This window comes from Pseudomonadota bacterium (assembly GCA_039193195.1).
Lineage (GTDB): Bacteria > Pseudomonadota > Gammaproteobacteria > Steroidobacterales > JBCBZW01 > JBCBZW01.
Genome location: JBCCWS010000072.1, coordinates 1 through 15,973 on the forward strand (window position 1 = coordinate 1; position 15,973 = coordinate 15,973).

At 64.0% G+C, this 15,973-nt stretch carries 9 protein-coding genes; 2 read left to right on the plus strand and 7 right to left on the minus strand.

From position 1 onward, the window contains the following. The 5 genes from AAGA68_26115 to AAGA68_26135 form a co-directional block, all read right to left on the minus strand. The coding region (locus AAGA68_26115; GenBank protein ID MEM9388544.1) for an amino acid adenylation domain-containing protein at positions 1–4,622 on the minus strand (4,622 nt) is incomplete at its 3' end. Further along, complete coding sequence (locus tag AAGA68_26120; protein ID MEM9388545.1) at positions 4,622–6,334, minus strand: cyclic peptide export ABC transporter; 1,713 nt, start codon at positions 6,332–6,334, stop codon at positions 4,622–4,624. The genes AAGA68_26120 and AAGA68_26115, both read right to left, overlap by 1 nt. A gap of 13 nt (positions 6,335–6,347) precedes the next feature. Beyond that, entirely contained in the window at positions 6,348–8,798 is a 2,451-nt protein-coding gene (locus AAGA68_26125; GenBank protein ID MEM9388546.1) for a penicillin acylase family protein, read from the minus strand. A 39-nt stretch (positions 8,799–8,837) separates the two neighbouring features. Then, entirely contained in the window at positions 8,838–10,397 is a 1,560-nt protein-coding gene (locus AAGA68_26130; GenBank protein MEM9388547.1) for an NAD(P)-binding domain-containing protein, read from the minus strand. A gap of 100 nt (positions 10,398–10,497) precedes the next feature. Continuing rightward, complete coding sequence (locus tag AAGA68_26135; GenBank protein MEM9388548.1) at positions 10,498–11,052, minus strand: DUF6817 domain-containing protein; 555 nt, start codon at positions 11,050–11,052, stop codon at positions 10,498–10,500. 800 nt (positions 11,053–11,852) lie between these two features. Between AAGA68_26135 and AAGA68_26140 the strand changes: the two genes are divergently transcribed. Both AAGA68_26140 and AAGA68_26145 read left to right on the plus strand, forming a co-directional pair. Then, positions 11,853–12,758, plus strand: coding sequence for a sulfite exporter TauE/SafE family protein (locus AAGA68_26140; protein MEM9388549.1), 906 nt, complete (start codon positions 11,853–11,855; stop codon positions 12,756–12,758). A 70-nt stretch (positions 12,759–12,828) separates the two neighbouring features. Continuing rightward, on the plus strand, positions 12,829–13,422 hold the full coding sequence (locus AAGA68_26145) for a DUF2878 domain-containing protein (GenBank protein ID MEM9388550.1): 594 nt from the start codon (positions 12,829–12,831) through the stop codon (positions 13,420–13,422). Between the two features lie 782 nt (positions 13,423–14,204). Here AAGA68_26145 and AAGA68_26150 read toward each other — a convergent pair. Next, the gene (locus AAGA68_26150) at positions 14,205–15,074 is read right to left on the minus strand and encodes a hypothetical protein (GenBank protein ID MEM9388551.1); all 870 of its coding nucleotides are present in this window, start codon (positions 15,072–15,074) and stop codon (positions 14,205–14,207) included. 252 nt (positions 15,075–15,326) lie between these two features. Next, on the minus strand, positions 15,327–15,973 hold a 647-nt coding region (locus AAGA68_26155), incomplete at its 5' end, for a transposase (protein ID MEM9388552.1).

A 15,973-nucleotide genomic window follows, 5' to 3' on the forward strand; every position in this document is an offset into this window, starting at 1 on the left:
ACCGTCGAGTCGCGACCCCGCCCCACGCGCGGGCCGCAGCCGCGCTCCAGCAGCGCTTGGCCCTCGAACTCCTCAACCAGCGCATGACTTCCCACCGGCGCATCCGGCGCGCCAAGCACCCCGTCGAGGAGTCGCTCGAAGGCGCTGGCGAGACGCTCGATCGTCGCGTGGTCGAACAGATCCCGCTTGTACATCCACGCTAGCGACATGCCGTGTGCCGTTTCCGTGGCCGTGAGGTCGAGATCGAAACGAACGTGCCGGTACTCGTCGTGGATCAGCTCAACCTGCGCCCCAGGCAAACTCAACTGTTCGGTCACGTAGTTCTGCAGGACGAACTTGACCTGACACAGGGGCAGGTAGCGCAGGTCACGGTCCGTGCACAGAGCGTCCACCAGCACCTCGTAGGGCACATGCTGGTGCGAGAAGGCCTCCAGTATCACGTCGCGAGACTGGGACAGCATGTCGCGGAACGACTGCGACGGATCCAGCTTGCTGCGAATGATCAAGTTGTTCAGGAAATTGCCGATGAGCCCTTCCACATCCGCGTGCGCACGGCCGGCCGTCGGCGTGACCACGGCGACGTCATCGCTGGCGCTCCAGCGCCCCAGAAGCAGGGCAAACACGCTCTGCAACAGCATGAAGGTGCTGGCGTCGTGGAACTCCGCGAGGCGGCGAATGCGCGCGCAGGTCCCGGTCGAGAGCTGCCTATGCACTACGCTAGCAGCGTAGCCCTGCCGCGCTGGCCACGGCCGATCCAGGGGCAGCGCATGGACCTCGGGCATCCCGTCGAGGCGGTCGCGCCACACGGCAAGGCCATCGGCCAACGCCTCGGGGCCGAGGGTGGCGCGTTGCCATTGGGCATAGTCGGCATACTGAATCGGCAGCGGCGCGAGTTCGGCGGAGGTCTCCTCCAGCGCGGCCGTGTACAGAGCCACCAAATCCCGTATCAGGGTGGCCAGAGACCAGCCGTCAGAGGCGATGTGGTGCATCGTGAGCAGCACGATGTGCTCTTCGACGCCGAGCTGCAGAACTCTACAGCGCAGCATCAGATCGTGATCTAGCCTAAAGGGCTTACTCGCCTCCGCATCGATATGCGCTTGGACCTGCGGATCGCTGAGCGCGTGCCCGCAGAGCGCTACGCTCTCCAAGGCAACGGACGCCGCCGGCCGCACCACCTGCGCGTCCTCGCAGTAGACCGTACGCAAGATCTCGTGGCGTTCGACCAAGCCGTCGAGGGCCTGCTGCAGGGCCCGCAGATCTAGGGCGCCAACCACGCGAATGGCCCCGGGGAGGTTGTACTGGCTGCTCGACTGCTCCAATGAGTCGACGAACCAAAGGCGCTGCTGGGCAAAGGACAGGGCCAAGGGCACCTCGCGCGAGGCCCGGGGAATGGCGCTGAATTGCTGGTCCTGCTGACCCTCGATGAAGCTGGCGAGGGAGCGGATCGTGCGGTGATCGAACACGGCGACCACGGGGACGTCCTTGGCGAACTCCTTGGAAGCCTCGCTGGCAATGCTCGCTGCGAGCAGGGAGTGACCACCGAGTTCGAAGAAGTCAGCCTCGGCGCTGAGCTGCGTGACACCGAAGATGCGGCACCACAGGGCGCTGATGCGACGTTCCGTCTCCGTGGCCGGCGCCACGTGCTCCGCCGGCGAGTAGAACTCGAAGGGCGGCAACCCCTTGCGATCGAGCTTGCCACTCGGCGTACGCGGCAGCTCGGCCACGATTTGGTAGCCATGAGGGTGCATGTATGCGGGCAGGCTTTGCGCCAGCGTCGCCTTGGCGCTCTCGATCAGCGCTTGCTCGGCGCTCGCCGCGTCGTGTTCCGTATCCGTTCCATCGGCGATGAGGAAGGCGCCCAAGCGCCAGCGGCCCTCACGCTCGACGGCAACGACGGCGGCACCGGCGACGGCGGGGCAAGCGGCCAAGGCCGACTCCACTTCCTCCAGTTCGATGCGAAAGCCGTTGATCTTGACCTGCGAGTCCGCGCGGCCCAGGTACTCGAGCTCGCCGCTGGCCAGCCAACGGACCACATCGCCGGTACGGAACCATCGCTGCGCTGGCCGATCCGCGAGCGTGACGAAGCGCTGCGCCGTGAGTTCGGGGCGGTTGAGGTACTCGCGTGCCAGGCCCGGGCCGCTGATGTACAGCTCACCGGCATGCCCCGCAGGCACGGGGTTTTGCTTGCCATCCAGAATCCGTAGCCGCGCGTGTGCGGGCGGGGTACCGATGGGCACCGTCGCGTAGCTAGGCAGGCATTGCGGCGTGCACTCGAAGCACGCGCTCCAGACGCACGCCTCCGTGGGGCCGTATTCGTTATACAGACGCACGGCGCGCCAGGACGCCTCGAAGTGCGCTGCAACGAGTGTGCGTGCGCACGCGGATCCCGCGACGATGGCAACGCGCAGGGACGGCGGCGGCGACGGCAGGTGGCGCAGGAGCTGCCCATGCACGTCGGGCAAGGTCAGGTAGTGGGTTATCTCGTGGCGCACGAGGGCCTGCGCAAGCTTGCTGAAGTCAAACCCCTGCCCATGGGCAAACAGCACCAGGCGCCCGCCGCTGGTCAGGGTCCAGAACAGGCCCACGACGGAACTGTCGAAAGAGTAAGAAGACAGCAACAGGAACGCTTCCGGCGCATCTTCGTAGGTCTCCTCGCGAGCCCGCGTCGACGCCGCCAGCGCACCGTGTTCGATGAGCACACCCTTGGGCTTGCCCGTGGAACCAGACGTATAAATCACATAGGCCGGCGTCGTAGCATCGATCGACACCTCGTCGGCGCTGAGTTCCGCAGGCGAGTAAGCGGCGAATTGCTCATCGTGTAGCGCGCGGTCGACGAGCACGGCGCTTTGCGTATCCAGCTCCAACCACTGGAACAACTCCAGCTGCGTCAACACGACGCGCGCACCGGAGTCCTCGAGCATGAACTCGAGGCGCTCGCGCGGATAGGTCGGGTCCAGGGGCACGTAGCCGGCGCCAGCTTTCATGGCACCCAGCAACGCGACCACCATGTCGGTCGTGCGCTGGCAGCACACCCCGACGAAGTCCCCGGGACGGACGCCGTACTCCTCCACCAGTGCCCGCGCCAGCTGGTTGCTACGCGCACCGAGTTCGGCATAGGTCAGCTGCTCGTCATCGGACTCGACGGCGATCGCCTGCGGCGTTGCCGCCACCTGCCGCGCGATCGAGGTGAGCACCGGCGTTGCCTCGATGCAAGCCTCGCTGCGACCCCAACGGTCCAGCTGCGTGCGCTCTGCCGGCGGCAGCTCGCACAGGGCCGACAGCGCGCAGTCAGGTTGCGCTGCCGCCCTCGCGATCATGGCGCGCAAGCGTGCCCCGAGTAGCTGCGCCTCTGCCTCGGCGAAGTACGCCACGTTGTAGTCCAGCTGGATCTCCACGGGCTGGTGACGCCCCTGGTCCCAGACCACCACAGCCAAGGGCATGGGCTCGTGGTGATGGGTCAGGTAGTGGATGTCCGCGGGCTTGCCATCGATCAGCAGCTCGCTGTCCATCTTTAGATAGTTGAAACGTACGTCCGCCAGCGATGGCGCCCCATCGCCTGTCGTGCCTACGCTGCGCACGAGATCTCCGTAGGGCAGGCGACTGTGGCGATACCCCTTGCGCTGCACCTGACCTACGTATTCCATGAGCTGCGCCACGGTCCAATCGGCCTCGGGCGCGAAGCGCAAGATATTGGTGTTGGTGAACAGCCCGAGCATCTGCCGCTGGCCGCGGCCGCGCCGGTTGTGCACGGGCTGGGCCACGGCGAAGGGCTCGAACTGCGCCAAGGAGCCGACGTAGGTCACCACCACGGCCATCAGGAACTGCGCGAGCTGCCACCCCTGCGCCGCCACCTGCTCCTCGATTCGACTGAACTCGCCAGGGTCGTAGCTGAGCACGTGTCGCCCGCTGGGAACGCACTCGGGCGTCCGCACCAAGGGCTGGTAGTGCGGCGTCAGCACTCGCGGCGGTAGAGGCGCTAGCGTCTGCTCCCAATACGCCAAATCGCGTGCATGCTTTGTGGACTGGGCGTAGGCCATGTCGTCGGCCACGCTTGCGTACCACGGTGGCCCCAGGTCAACCGCCCCCATCGGGTCGGCGTAGAAGTGGGCGAGGCGCTTGCACAGGTTCGCAAAGGACCACCCATCCATGATGAGGTGGTGCGCGATGAACATGTACCAGTACTCGTTAGGCGCAACCTTCAGCAGGCGGCAGCGGTATAAATCGGCGTCCTGTGCTGGAAAGCGCTCGAGGAACTGCGCGTCCATCCACTCCCGTGCGCTCTCCCGGGCGCCCTGCTCGGCGCTGAAGTCGAGCACTTCGAGCGCCGCGCTGCGTTTGGCGCTGGAACGCTGCACCACCTCGCCGCTGCGCGAATACAGGCGTAGACCGAAAATCGGGTCCGTCTCGATGAGCCGTCCGTGGGCCCTCTGCAGCCGCCCTACATCGATGGCGCGAAAGGCGATGTAGCCACCGATGTTGAACTTCGGGTTGAGCGGTGAGCGCTGCTGATCGAAGTACACGTCGCGCTGAACGAGCGACAGGGGCATGTGCGTGTCGACGCTGACCCCACCATAGGAGTGCTCCGCGCCATCCCCGCTCTCACGTTGAATAAGATCATCCATCACAGCACGACTCTCGGCGTAGTCCCTATCGGCAACACGTTGCTCTTGCTGGCCGTTGCCTTACTGATCGAGCGAATCCGCCCGTCCTCCATGTGGATCAGTCGGTCCGCCACGTCGAAGTACCGATCATCGTGGGAGATCACGACGACGGCTTTCCCGCGCGCCTTCAGCTCCGGCAGGATCTCCGTGTAGAACACCACCTTGAAGCGCGGGTCCTGATCGGCGGCCCATTCGTCGAACAGGTACAGGTCGCTGTCCTCGATGAAGGACACGAGCAGGGCCAACCTGCGACGCTGCCCGTCCGACAGCTTGAGCGTGGAGAAGGCGCTGCCATCGAAGCTGACCTTATGATCGAGTTCGAGCATCTTCAGGTAGTGATTGACCTTTGCCGTGGCCTTGCTGCTTCTGACCATGAGCAGCTTTGCGAAGAGGTAGTAGTCCGAGTAGATCACCGAGATCTTTTGGCGAAAGGTCGTGATCGTCTGCTCATCGACGCGCACGGAATCGAAGTGGATCTTGCCGCCGTCGGGGCGGTAGTGCAGGGAGATCAATTTGCTGAGCGTGGATTTGCCGGACCCGTTGCCGCCCACGATGAAGGTGACGCTGCCGCGCTCCAGCGTGAAGCTTACGGGCCCGAGCTTGAAGGCCGCTTCGCCGCTCGCGTCCTTGTGCACGTAGGTCACGTCCGTGAACTCGAGCGTCTGCCAGCTCATGGGTTCGATGACCTTGTCGCTGACCCCCTCGCTTGGCAGAGCGCTCAGCAGCTGCTTGAGCTTGCGATAGGAGATCCCCGCGGACATGAGCTGTGGCACGAAGCTGAGCAACATCCCCACGGGACCTGAGACGTAGAGCAACACCATGATCACGCCCACTAGCTCTGCGCGCGTCAGTGTCGTGTGGTTGATGACGATGAAGCTCACGGCACCGATCACGAAGAACCCGATCAGGTTGCCGTAGTTCATGGCCACGCGAAGCACGCTCTGTCCGGTCTTCTGCGCCTGGCGCACCTTGCGCTCACTGTCCATGAGCACCTCGTCCAGAAACGCATCTCGCCGCAGGCGATTGAGCTTGAGCTCCTTTACGCCGTAGACGAGCCCTCGGATGCCCTCGTGAAGACTGTCCAAGTGATGCCTGGAGCGTGCCAGGTAGCGACGACCGATGAACACCGGCACCTGGTAGGTGACCACGCCTATGCCGATTGCCAGCAAAACGAAGGCCGCTACCTCGGCGTTTAGGTAGTAGAGGAACCCGAACAAGCCGAGCAAGGTCATCGCGCTCGTAAGCACCTCAGGCACCAGGCGCGCGCCACCGACGATGCGCGGCACGTCAGCCGTCAGCACGGCCATGAGGCGCGAGGGTCCTACGGACTCCACGGCGGCGAGCGGCGCGCGGGCCACCACGTTGTAAATGCGCGCCCGCAGGTCCGTGGTGACCGTGGCAGACACGCGAATCAGCAGCACCTGAGCCACCGTGCGGGCGATGAATGTCAGAGCGCACAGCACCACGAAGGTGACGGCGAAGCGCGCGTCGGAGACTTCCCAGTTCCCGAGGAACAGCGAGTCGCTTGCCTGCGGCGAGAAGCCGCCTGGGGTCGGCTGCACGATGTTCATGAGCAACGGGATCACCATCGCCACGCCAAAGCCCGCGGCGATGCCGAGCAACATGGCAATGAAGACCCGGTTCGGCGCCCGGGAGGTAAACAGACTGAGCACGCTCTAGCCCCTATCAGTAAGCGGTTAGTAACAGCACGCGATCCGACTGCGGGTGCGCGTCGCCCAATACGTAGTACTCCCCCTCTTGGAAAGGCACGAGCATGTCGTCGTAGTGCTCGCTGATGACGTTGCCCGACTGGCCTGTCGTGTTCATGTAGCTAAGGCGCGGCGGCTGGGTCAGCTCGATGACCATGCGAAAGGACGCGCCGAAGGTTTGGTTGTAGCCCTCAGATTCCTGATAGCTCGCATTGGCCACGTTGATGGAGTTGCTAAAGCCTCCGCTTGGCACCCGGCGCTCGAAGACGGAACTGAGAATCTTGGCGCTGCTGAAGGGCGTATGCTGGAACTTCGCCGCGTGCGCTTCGCCCCAGGCCCAGGTCTCCATCGGGCGATGGGACAGGAGCTTGTTGGTGGAGCGAATGGCCGCATCCAAGGACCGGTCGAGGATGTCCGCGCAGGACTCGGTGGCTTGCGTGGTGACGTCGTCGCACCAAAGGGAGTCGCCCTCTTCCAACACCTGAGTGATGACCGCCGCATCCACGGACCGGCGTATGCCGGTGAGCACGCGATTGGTCTCCGTCGTGTTCCAGAAGCCTTGGAACTCGTCGCGAAACAGCTGAAACCGCAGCTGGCGCAACCACGCCGCGGCGATCGTCGCCGCGCGACTGTCGCGGCTCATGTTGCCGTTCCAGTCGCGCAGCGCGGCCAGGGCCTGCGCCTGCGCTTGCGAGGTGGCTGAGTGCGCCAGCAGGCTCGGCAGCAGGCGCTTTAGCTGCAGGTCCACCGTGTCTTGTTGGATCTGCCGGTGGTCCTCGGCGCGAAGACCTTGCGGTGATCGCAGGAGCAGGGACTCGATGCGCTCGGCCCGTTCTGGACTTGCCCAGTCGGCAGAGATGAAGTGGGGATAATCCGGTCCGGCAGGTCTGTTGTTGGCACTGACGAAGTAGCCCGCCTCGGGGTTGAGCGCGGCGGGCATCTGCGCTGGCGCGATGCTGCCCGTCCAGGCGAACTGCGGGTCGTGGCCGGGAACCGGCAGCGTGCCCTTGCCGGAGCGGCGCACGGGCACTCGGCCTGCGGCTGCATAGCCGATGGACCCTTGCGTGTCCGCGTAGACGAAGTTCAGGGCCGGCGCCACCATGTGCGCCAGGGCACCGCGGAACGACGCCCAATCGTGCGCATAGCCTAGGCGATAAAAACCTTCGTAGGTGGTGTCGTCGGGCGCCAGGGCAGTCCACTGCAGGGCCAGAGGCGTATCGGACTTACCGAGCAGATCGCTGATGATCGGTCCGTGCTCGCTGCCCCGCACGCGAATCTCGACCGGCTTCAGACGCGGGCGCAGGAACTGAGGGAACGGTGCGCGCACGGCGATGCTCTCCGTGCGCGTGGTGAAGGCCCGCCACCCCTCGCCAGAGCGGTACGCCATGTTGTTGGTGGGGTGGAGCTGCTCGACGTACAAATCCTGCACGTCCGCCATGAGACTGGTGCCGCCCCAGGCGCAATCGGCGTTGTGCCCGAACACCACCACGGGCAGACCCACCAAACTCATGCCGGAGGCGTTCAAGCGATCGCCGCGCATGCGCACCACGTACCAGTAGGAAGGCATCTGCAGGGCCAGGTGGGGGTCGTTGGCAAGTACGGGAACGCCCCCCTTGGCGCGCGCCCCGCCCACCACCCAGGCATTACTTCCGACGGCCGGATGCGCCAGCCCCACGAAGTCCAGGGCTTGCCGATGCGCGTCGGCTAGCGCCACGAGCTCTTGTCCGGCCCGCGACGGCCAGGCCGCCAGCGTGGTCGGTGCGTCCTCGGGATAATCCGGAAATAGCGAGCGGAACTGGGCGTCGCTGAGGTTGGTCTTGGCCACCAGGCGGTTGAGCTCTTGCTGGTAGTTGCCGGCCAGGTTCAGGGCGAAGACCTTCATCCACGCCACCGAGTCGAGCGCTCGCCATGGCTCGGGCCGCACGCCCAGCAGAGGAAACTCCGCCGGCAGCGCCGGTGCGCTCTCCATCCACGCGTTGATGCCGCGCGCGTACGCCTCCAAGGACGCGCGAGCATCCTCGCTGAGCGCCGCCAGCGCCGACTCGGCGGGCGTGTAGAGGTCCAGCGTGCGGAAGATCATGTCCGAGCGCAGCGCATCTGCACCCAGGATCTCCGCTAGGCGACCCTGCGCCGTACGCCTTTGCAGCTCCAGCTGCCAAAGACGATCGCGCGCATGGAGAAATCCCAGGGCCGTATAGGCATCGAGGTCCTGATGGGCCTCGATGTAGGGTACGCCGTGCGGGTCTCGAGTGACCCGCACGGGTGATACTAGCCCCGGCACGGCCGCCCGTCCTGCATCGGCCGGCAAGCTGGCCGTGAGCCGCTGGTACGCCACTGCCGCGATCACGCCCAAGGGCACCAAGACGAACACGGCGAAGCGGCACGCGAGGGGAAACCTCGACAGGCCCTCGAACAGTCTCGACAGCATCAACATCCTTCCTTGGTTGTAGCTGGGGCCACGATCTACCTAAGAGACTGCTACGCTTGCCGGGTGAGTGAAGTAGCGCTCGAGAAACTGCGCCAAGGGGTCGATGTGCACGGGCTCTTCCCAGCGTGACTCGAGGTCCTCGAGCACGTGGTGCTCGTCCACCAGCTCACCGCCCTGGAAGATCCGGATCACCGGGTGCAGGAACTTGCTGCTACGCGCCTCCTCGACGTTCTCGCGATGTATGCGCTCGACGGCGAAGGGGTCACCCTCGATCGGGTCGCCGTACTCGAGGGACATGGTGCATACGGTGCTCTGCGCGCCCGCAAGCTGCTCGGTGATGTAGCGAATCGGCAGCTGCGTGCCGTAGCGGATCGACGAGCCGGACCAGTAAACGTAGTCCGCCATGTAGCCTGGCTGCTGCCACAGGGCACCGGAGACGTTGGCCCGATCCAGCATGTGGCGGGAGAGCTCCAGCGGCGATACGTACAGATCCTCCTCTGGCAGCTCACGACCCTCATGCTTGGTCCCGAGAATGCTGTGCAGTGCCTTCACGTTGTAGCGGAAGCCATGGATGAAGCCAGAGGTGGTCTTTCGATAGTCGAGGGAATGGGTAAGCGTGCCGATGAAGTACATCTTTGGGCAGTTCACGGATTCGAACTCGCTGCTCAGCAGCGGATACTTGTTCTTGATCGTGAGCTGCGGGCGCGCGCTGTCCGTGAAGATGCCGTCATCGATCCGGAAGCCCGCGCAGCAGAGTATTCGGTCGTAGCTCAGCACCTCCACTTCGCCCTGCGCATGGCGGTAGGCAAAGGTCACGTCGTACCCGTTGTCACCGTTTGCTTCGATGCAGCGAATGTCCGCGTCGATGACCGCGTTCTGACTCTTCAGCTGATAGGTATCTAGAAGGTTGTTGTTGACCGCGCGCAGATGGCCGACGTAGTGCGTTTTCCACGCCATGCGGATGGAGGACGGACTGGCCACGTGGATCACGGAGGCGTTGGCGACCAGGTTGTCCGCCGTCTCGAAGCCCGAGTTGCCCTTGCCGATGATCAACACCCGTTGGTTGTTGAAGTCACTCGGATCCACGGACATGTCCACGTAATTCTCCGCGTGCTCGATCCCCTCGATCTGCGGTATCAGCGGCTTGAACAACCCCGTCCCGATCAGCAGGTATTCGGCGCGAATTTCGCGGCCGTCCGCGCACCGGCAGAGGTATCCCTCATCGCCGGCGGCCACCTCGGTGATCTCCGTGTTGTATTGCACGCTGAGCTCGTACTTCCTGCAGTAGTCCGCCATGTAGCGCGTTAGGCTATCGGCGTTGGGGAAGTAGTTTTCGTCGTAGTCCGTAAAGCTGTGGGCCAGGTCGTCGCTTAGGAGCGAGTTCCAGTCATGGCGCATGTTGAAGTCGGGATGATCGGAGCCGGTAAACCGCTTGTTGATGGAGATGAGCGTGCGGTGGCGGGGAAAGGTCTCGAAGAAGTAGCCAGGTCTCGGCCCCTTCTCTACCACCAAGTAATCGTCCCCCGCCTGCTGCATGTGATAAGCCATCTGCACGCCGGCCGGCCCCGCCCCCACGATCAAGTACCTAGTCTTCTGCACGTTCTCTTCCCCTTAAGAACCTTTCTAATCCAAAAATTCTAATCCAAAAATTCGCCGCCCCTGGCGCAAGCGGCGATGATTCGTCGCCCGCCCGATGGGTCTATGCTGCGGCGGCCTTGTCAGACAAAAGACGCTCAAACGATTCGGTAGCCCCGGTCGTTAGATAGTCTCGCCCGCGCTCGAGCATTTGCCTTAGGTGTGACACGTGATCCTTAGCAAGCACAGCTGCCGCAGAGTGCTGCTCAACGCGGTTGGCCACTTCTATTTCCGCTAGCTCTTGTACGGTTTCTGGTTCCACGGCCAGCAAACGTTGCTCGCTCATGTGCCACAGATGGGGCGAGTCCTTGTCCAGTTCGAAAAACAGGCCCAGACGGTCCGTTGCGCAGAACAGGTGAGCGAGGGATTCGGCTTCCTTGCCGATCTCGGCCGCGATGGCTTCGCGATCCGATAGGCCCGTCGAACTCACCTTGTAGTACTGCGTGCCGTAGATGCTGTGGAACAGCCCCGCCAGCGCCACGTGCTGCGGGTTCCCCCACTGCTGAAGCAGGCGGTAGGTCCCCGCGAGATGACTCAGCAGTGACCCTTTCGTGTGCGGGTTCGTGTCCGTTCCGTAGCGATTGAGCACCGCCAGATAGCGCGGGTCGATGTCATCCATAGGCGGCTCCCTATCCTTCTCTTGGCGCGCGATCTTCTGCCGCACTGAGTACGGTCGCGCGGCAAAATTCCGCGTCCGACCGCTACTGTCAATAATGTGGTTATAGTCAAATGGCAGATCGCATTAAGTCAATATTTTGGATACCGCGGTCCATTAGAGCGCCTCCAAGAATTCGATAGAAGCTTGTAATGGTTGAATTTTCCATGAAATTCAGGGCGCGCCGACGATTGAACATATGGCGTGCCAATACGCATTTCGCGCCAGTCACGTCGCATTGACCGACGCAGGGCAGACGCCCCTCGAGCGTGCTGGTGAGCGGATCCACCGCGCCCCGAACGAGGTGTTCCCGGCCCTACGGACGCGGGCCGCGGCGGCCGAGCTGCAGCGCCATTTCGATCGCGCTACAGCCCGCGCGAGCTGAGAGTCACGCAAGTGCGCTGGTGGCCGAGGCCCGAATGACTTGCCCGCGCTAGCGAGATGGATGCCCCGTGCGCGCCGACACGGTCGACGGCGCCGCGAAAGCACGCTATAACGCCCACCACAAGCATTGTTACATCAACACAAGCGATCAGAAAAATTAGCAAACTCGTCGAAGGGAACAACGATCTCGCCGCCAGCGCTGGCCAGGACGAGACGCTGTCGAAGGTGCTTTCCCGGTGATCGGCCGAGGCATGCTGCGCCACACCACCGGAGCGGCACGGGGCGCAGTCGGCGAGTCGGTAAGCGATGCTCGCCCGCGGCAAGCAAGGCCACGGCCGGGTCCAGCGGCGCGGATCGCCAGCGCCTGAGCAGCATGCACGATGAACCTTACGCTCTACTGGTTCATGTTCCCCGTGGCCATTTGCGTGGCCACCTCCGCGATGTTGAGCGGCATCGGCGGCGCGGCCCTGTTCACGCCCATCTTCATTCTCTTGTTTCCGCTGCTCGGCCCACAGTACGAGCTCACGAGCACCGTCGCCGCCATCGGCACGGCCCTGCTGACGGAGACCTTCGGCTTCACCTCCGGACTGATCGGCTACCACCGCAAACGCACGATCGACTTCCCCCTAGCACGACGGTTCCTCCTGATCGCCGTACCCACCGGGGTGATCGGCGCCGTGTCCGCCAGCTTGATTCACGATGGCGTGCTGATCACCGGTTACGCGCTGCTGGTGCTAGGCCTCGCGGCGATTCACGTGTGCCTACGACACGAGGACGCCCTGCCCGCCACCGGCGCAGTCCCATCAACGACCAGCTCGCCGCAGCGACACGTCGTCGACAGTGAGGGGAGAGAGTACCGCTACCGATCGCCGTCCTTCGGTCACCGAGGACGTGCGCTCACGGCATTCGGCGCCTTCCTCACGGGCATGGTCTCCGTGGGTATCGGCGAGGTCATCGTGCCCCAGCTCACCAAGCGGGGCGTGCCCGTGGCCATCGCCGCCGCCACCTCCGTCGCCGTCGTCATCGTGACCGCCGCCTGTGCCTCCTTCACGCTGATCGGGCGTCTGGTGAGCGAAGGCGGCGTAGCGGCGGTGCCCTGGAATCTCGTGATGTACACGATTCCAGGCGTACTGATCGGCGGGCAAATCGGCCCCTACCTGCAAGGGCGAATCCCCCATCGCGCCATGGAACTCGGCATCGCCGGCCTGTTCGTCCTGCTGGGTGTGTCCATGCTGCTGGTGGCAGCCACACGCTTCGACCGCGGCACGGTCCTAGCCGGCCTGTGAACGGCCCCAAGGAGCGACCTGGCACAGGCGCGTAAACTGCAGCGCCCGAGTCAGTTGGAGCGCACGTTCCATGCCCTCACACCCACCGCCCGATGCTGCCCCCGGCGGCGGCACGCCAGATCTGCTGCGGCTCGCCGGCGTCGCCCTCGAGTTCATCGCCTTCAAGGCCGTTTGGTTGGCTTGCGTGCTGGGCGCCGCCCACGAGCAGCCCGGGCTCGGTCCCACGGCCTTCGGCGTGAGTGCCCTCGCCCACGCGGTGCTCCTGCGACCGCCGGCGAGCGTCTGGTGGCTGGTACTCGGTCTCAGCGTGGGTGGCTTTGCCGTGGACAGCATCTTCGCCTCCAGCCAGCTCCCGAGCTACGCGGCGCCCGTGCCCCTGGTCGGCCTGGCACCCGTGTGGATCGTGACCATGTGGGCGAACTTCGCCTTGCTCTTCGGCAGCACCTTACGCTGGTTGCATCACCGCTACGCCCTGGCGGGCCTCATGGGAGCGATCGGTGGCCCTGCGGCCTACCTCGCGGGTCGCTCCCTAGGCGGCGTGACCTTCACGGCCGAGCTGTGGCTGATCATCGTCTGCTTGGCCTTCGTGTGGGCCCTGGCCGTACCCCTGTGCGGCGTGCTAATGCAACGCTTAGGACAGAGGGCGTTGCCATCGCCCACCTGATGTGACGCTCTGCTTACTCTCGCTCGCCAGCAGCGCGGGCGCCAGCTTCGCTACTGCTCCTCCTGGTAATACTATGCGGGTCGCGTTTAGGAACGACCTCTTTAAGGGTAAGTTCAAGCAAGACCGAGTAGAGATCCTTTACATTCGAGTCATGCTAGAGCGTCACAACAAGCGGCGTGGCGAATGGAAAACCGATGAGGTAATCGACTACAAATTCCCGGTGTTCCTTTATCCTCGAAATGGCTCCAGCATTACAGTTTCTGGGAGAGTCGAGACTTTGGCATACCAGGCCTCGGGCGAGGCATGCGAGCGCTTTGTAACCCTCGATAATCACTGCGCCGACGATTGTTCCGATCAGACCAACTTTCCCTACAAAACACGTTAGCAATGTCGCTTCTCAAGTAGTCGATTTGCTGCACAGCAGTTTGGACTACTTCATCGAGCTGCCGGACTAGCTTCTCTCTCTGATTGCCGAGTTTGTAGTCTACCTGATCGATAGCGTATTGGAGTTGGAATCCCGCATGATCGATCAGCTGGTGTCCGGAAGCCTCGGCGGCCACAATCGACTGCTGAGCTACAACCGAGGCTTTATCGAGGATGTCTTTTGCAATGACGTCGCCTAGACCGGCTACTGGCGGTGTTACGCAAGATGTAAGAGTCAACGAAAGTAGTGCGACGGCAGCGTTCTTCAAGGTAGCCTCTTGCGTTGCTAGCGGAGTCAGCATGCGCCCTGGGGCATATTGAGATCGCGATCAACGGTCCAAAACGCGTGATGCTCTGAATTAGCGGTACCGGCGATGATCGGTGAGGTATCGGCAGTAAGCCGCGGTGAGAAGAAAGGGTGCTGTCTCGAGGCGCTTAGGCGGCCGAGGCCGTCGCGGATTCTCCACCCAAGCCCTCGGCGGGCGATGCGCTGGCGCCCGAGCACTGGGTAGAATAGGAAACAGAAGCGGCAGCTCACCGGGAAAAGTGATCGAGCGACGAGGCGCCCCAGGATCCAAGTAGACGAGCACCCGAATCCGCTCGTAGAAATCCGACAGCCGCCCAACGATCTCATTGCCAGGTAACGTCGCCAGGGTATCGAGGTCGGCCTGCCGGTCTTCAGTGGGTTCACGGTCTAGGAGCCTTGCCGTCAGCTCATCTACGGTGCACTGCTCGATGTTCTGGTTACGCACCACCGTGTAGCTCAGGCGCTGCACCGCATGGTCTACCACCGGCAGGTGGCGGTAGGCGGCGTAGAGGTTCACGTCAGAGGCCCCCAGGCGCCTCAGCATCTCGGTGGTCAACTCGCGCTTTCGGGCGACTCCCTGCTCATCGCGATAGCGAATCTGCCTCCCCCGAATCGGCCTTAACGCGTCCTTCAACGCATCCTTGAGCGCGTTGACTTGCCGTGCCTCTTCACAGAGCACGAGCGGCACGCCGATATGCCCCGGAAGAATCTCCGAGCGATTCACGCGATCGTCGTGCCGGTAGGTGATGCGACCTAGGGCGGGGAGGGCGAGCTTGCTGGCGCGCGAAGAATCGGCCCGGTGAAATTCCTCGAAGCGGTGCTGACTCGGCTTGCCAACGACAGCCGCAAGCTTCGGCTTGTACACGATGATGGGCGAGGCCCGCAGAAGATCCTGGGCACTGCCATCCACCACCGACTTCAACCGAAGCTCAGAGCGTAAGACGAATAAACGCCCAATGGGAAGTAGGCGCCCCGCTCCACCGGCCCCTTCGCCGTCGGCTCAGACGGCATGCGTGGGCTGAGGCGCGTTTTTCAGTATCGATGCCACCAGTGCCTTTCCGGCGACACTACCCACTTTTGCCGCCGCCCGGCGAACCGCGAACGAGCAAACCCACGGCGCCGACCTGTGCCGGCACGCGCTGCTCGCCCTGGAAGAAGACTCGACCCTCGGCCCCTACCCCGGCAGCCCGCGCGGTCCCGCCGCAGCAACCTCCACCTCGCCCGATCCCAACGCACCCACGTGGGCCAGAATCCGTTCGATTACCTTCGGATCCTCGATCGCCGCGATCACCCGGACCTTTCCACCGCAGCGAGCACAACGCTCGATCTCGATCCGGAACACCCGCTTCAGCCGCTGCGCCCAGCTCATCGCCTGGCGCTTCGCCGGATCGCACGATTCCGGCGGGTCCTGCGCTTTCTCCGGCTCAGGCCGCCCTCCGCGACCCCTACCCGACGGCGTCACCGCACCTCGCCACTTCGCCTTCGGCGCAAGGACACCATGGAACCGCGTGAGGTTCACCCGCAGACGCGGCACCAGCGCCGCCAGTCGTGCCAAGAAGTCCAAGGGCTGAAACACCACATGCGTGGTGCCGTTGCGGTACGGCGTCTTCAGCGTGTACCGAACCTCGCCCCGTTCCGTCAGCGACAGTCGAGGCTCCGCTACCGCCGGCCGGGCCACGTAGCGGCACAGCCGCTCCACCTTCGCCCGCTGGTCCGCTCGCGCCGCAACCCCCGCGTGCAGCGAGAACCCGCTCACCCGCGCCAGCTTGTCGCTCTCCAGCGAGTCCTCGTCCGCCGGCGCCAGCGTGCGCAGCGTGAACG

What these genes read in the sequence shown, in the direction of transcription:
- AAGA68_26125 (MEM9388546.1), bottom strand. Translation starts at nt 8,798, where the DNA reads ATGCTGTCGAGACTGTTCGAGGGCCTGTCGAGGTTTCCCCTCGCGTGC.
- AAGA68_26135 (MEM9388548.1), bottom strand. Translation starts at nt 11,052, where the DNA reads ATGGATGACATCGACCCGCGCTATCTGGCGGTGCTCAATCGCTACGGA.
- AAGA68_26140 (MEM9388549.1), top strand. Translation starts at nt 11,853, where the DNA reads ATGAACCTTACGCTCTACTGGTTCATGTTCCCCGTGGCCATTTGCGTG.
- AAGA68_26145 (MEM9388550.1), top strand. Translation starts at nt 12,829, where the DNA reads ATGCCCTCACACCCACCGCCCGATGCTGCCCCCGGCGGCGGCACGCCA.